General features: G+C 70.9%; 3 protein-coding genes. All 3 read left to right on the top strand.

What is annotated here, in order from left to right; all coding sequences use genetic code 11:
- Nucleotides 1–200: 200 nt before the first annotated feature.
- The gene (locus J0695_RS38915; RefSeq protein ID WP_206969583.1) at nucleotides 201–1,166 is read left to right on the top strand and encodes a zinc-binding dehydrogenase; all 966 of its coding nucleotides are present in this window, start codon (nucleotides 201–203) and stop codon (nucleotides 1,164–1,166) included.
- Between the two features lie 59 nt (nucleotides 1,167–1,225).
- Entirely contained in the window at nucleotides 1,226–1,435 is a 210-nt protein-coding gene (locus tag J0695_RS38910; RefSeq protein ID WP_206969581.1) for a helix-turn-helix domain-containing protein, read from the top strand.
- Nucleotides 1,435–1,922, top strand: a 488-nt coding sequence (locus tag J0695_RS38905; protein ID WP_206969578.1) for a Clp protease N-terminal domain-containing protein, incomplete at its 3' end; no start/stop codon positions are given. The genes J0695_RS38910 and J0695_RS38905, both read left to right, overlap by 1 nt.

Raw genomic sequence — 1,922 nt, 5'->3', positions numbered from 1 at the left:
CGCCGGAGGGGCTTGATTTGGCTGAGCTTGTCTGTGCGGTCACGTACAAGCAGGCACCAGGCAAATTCAGCCCGTCCGGCGATTGAGGACAAAAAGCGGCCGAAGGTCGCTTGCCCGGGACCTCGCCACACGCGGCACGCGGCGCGGGTCACACCGGGCAGACGTTCCCCGCCGCCCCGCGGGCCCTTATCGTCGGCCCCATGTTCGCCGCCTACGCAGCACGCATCGACCCTGACCAGCCGCTCGACGGCCTCGTGTTGGGGGAGCGCCCCGCCCCCGTCGACCGCCCCGGCTGGACGACCGTCACCGTCCGCGCCGCCTCCCTCAATCACCACGACCTCTGGTCGCTGCGGGGCGTCGGCCTCGGCGCCGAGGCCCTCCCGATGATCCTCGGCTGTGACGCGGCCGGCATCGACCAGGACGGCAACGAGGTCGTCCTGCACTCCGTCATCGGTGAGAAGGGGTACGGGGTCGGGACGAAGGAGCGCCGCTCCATCCTCACCGAGAAGTACCAGGGGACCTTCGCCGAGCAGGTCACCGTCCCCGAGTGGAACGTCCTGCGCAAGCCGAAGGAGCTCAGCTTCGCGGAGGCCGCCTGTCTGCCCACCGCTTGGCTCACCGCGTACCGCATGCTCTTCACCAACGCCGGTGTGCGCCCCGGGGACTCGGTCCTCGTGCAGGGCGCGGGCGGCGGTGTCGCGACCGCCGCGATCGTCCTCGGCAGGGCGGCGGGCCTGCGGGTGTACGCCACCAGCCGCGACGAGGCCAAGCGCAAGCGGGCCGTCGAGCTGGGCGCGGTCGAGGCGTACGAGAGCGGTGCGCGGCTCCCGGAGCGGGTGGACGCGGTGATCGAGACGGTCGGCGCCGCCACCTGGTCGCACTCCGTCAAGTCCCTGAAGCCGGGCGGGACCCTGGTCATCTCGGGTGCCACCTCGGGCTCGAACCCGCCGTCCGCCGAGCTGACCCGGATCTTCTTCCTGGAACTCAAGGTCGTCGGCTCCACGATGGGCTCGAAGGACGAGCTGGAGGATCTCCTCGCCTTCTGCGCGGCCACGGGGGTGCGGCCCGTCATCGACGAGGTGCTGCCGCTGGACCGGGCGCGCGAGGGGTTCGAGCGGATGGTCTCCGGTGAACTCTTCGGGAAGATCGTCCTGACGAACTCCTGACGGGCCACGCCCGTCAACTTTGATTGACATACCTCCTCTGTCAACCTACATTGACACCTATGAGCGACGCGACGGATCTCGCCGAGCGGGCGAGCGACAGCGATCCACGGATCGGGCTGCGGGCGGTGGCCGCACTGCGGCGACTGCTTGAACAGCTCGAAGCCGTGCAGGTGCGCAGTGCGCGCAACAAGGGCTGGTCGTGGCAGGAGATCGCGGCCGAACTGGGTGTCAGCAGGCAGGCGGTCCACAAGAAGTACGGGAGGCAGTGATGTTCGAACGCTTCACGGAGAGCGCCCGGGGCGTGGTCAAGGGCGCGGTCGTACGAGCCGAACGTGCGGGGGATCCCGCCGTGACGGAGGAACACCTGCTGTTGGCCCTCCTCGACCAGGAGGGCACCCGTTCCTCCTTCGCCTTTGCATCTCTGGGTGTCGCCGAGCGGCGCGCCTCGGTGGAGCGGGGCCTGGAGCAGGCGCGGCGGCGGGGCGGGATGTCACGTGCGGACACGGAGGCGCTGGCCGGGCTCGGGATCGATGTCGACGCGATCGTGGGCCGGGTCGAGGATGCCCACGGGGAGGGCGCGCTGGCGAGGCGCGCGCCCGTGCGCAGGGGCCGGCACCGGCTGACCCCGGGCGCGAAGGACACACTGACGCGGACGCTGCGGGTGGCGGTGGGGCACGGCGACCGGCGCATCGGCGACGAGCACTTTCTGCTGGCGCTGGCGGGGCGGCCGGGGGTGGTCGCGGATGTGCTGAGTGA

It is taken from the genome of Streptomyces beijiangensis (genome assembly GCF_017315755.1).
Taxonomy (GTDB): domain Bacteria; phylum Actinomycetota; class Actinomycetes; order Streptomycetales; family Streptomycetaceae; genus Streptomyces; species Streptomyces beijiangensis.
This window is presented reverse-complemented; position numbering and strand designations above follow the sequence as displayed.

What these genes read in the sequence shown, in the direction of transcription:
- J0695_RS38910 (WP_206969581.1), top strand. Translation starts at nt 1,226, where the DNA reads ATGAGCGACGCGACGGATCTCGCCGAGCGGGCGAGCGACAGCGATCCA.
- J0695_RS38915 (WP_206969583.1), top strand. Translation starts at nt 201, where the DNA reads ATGTTCGCCGCCTACGCAGCACGCATCGACCCTGACCAGCCGCTCGAC.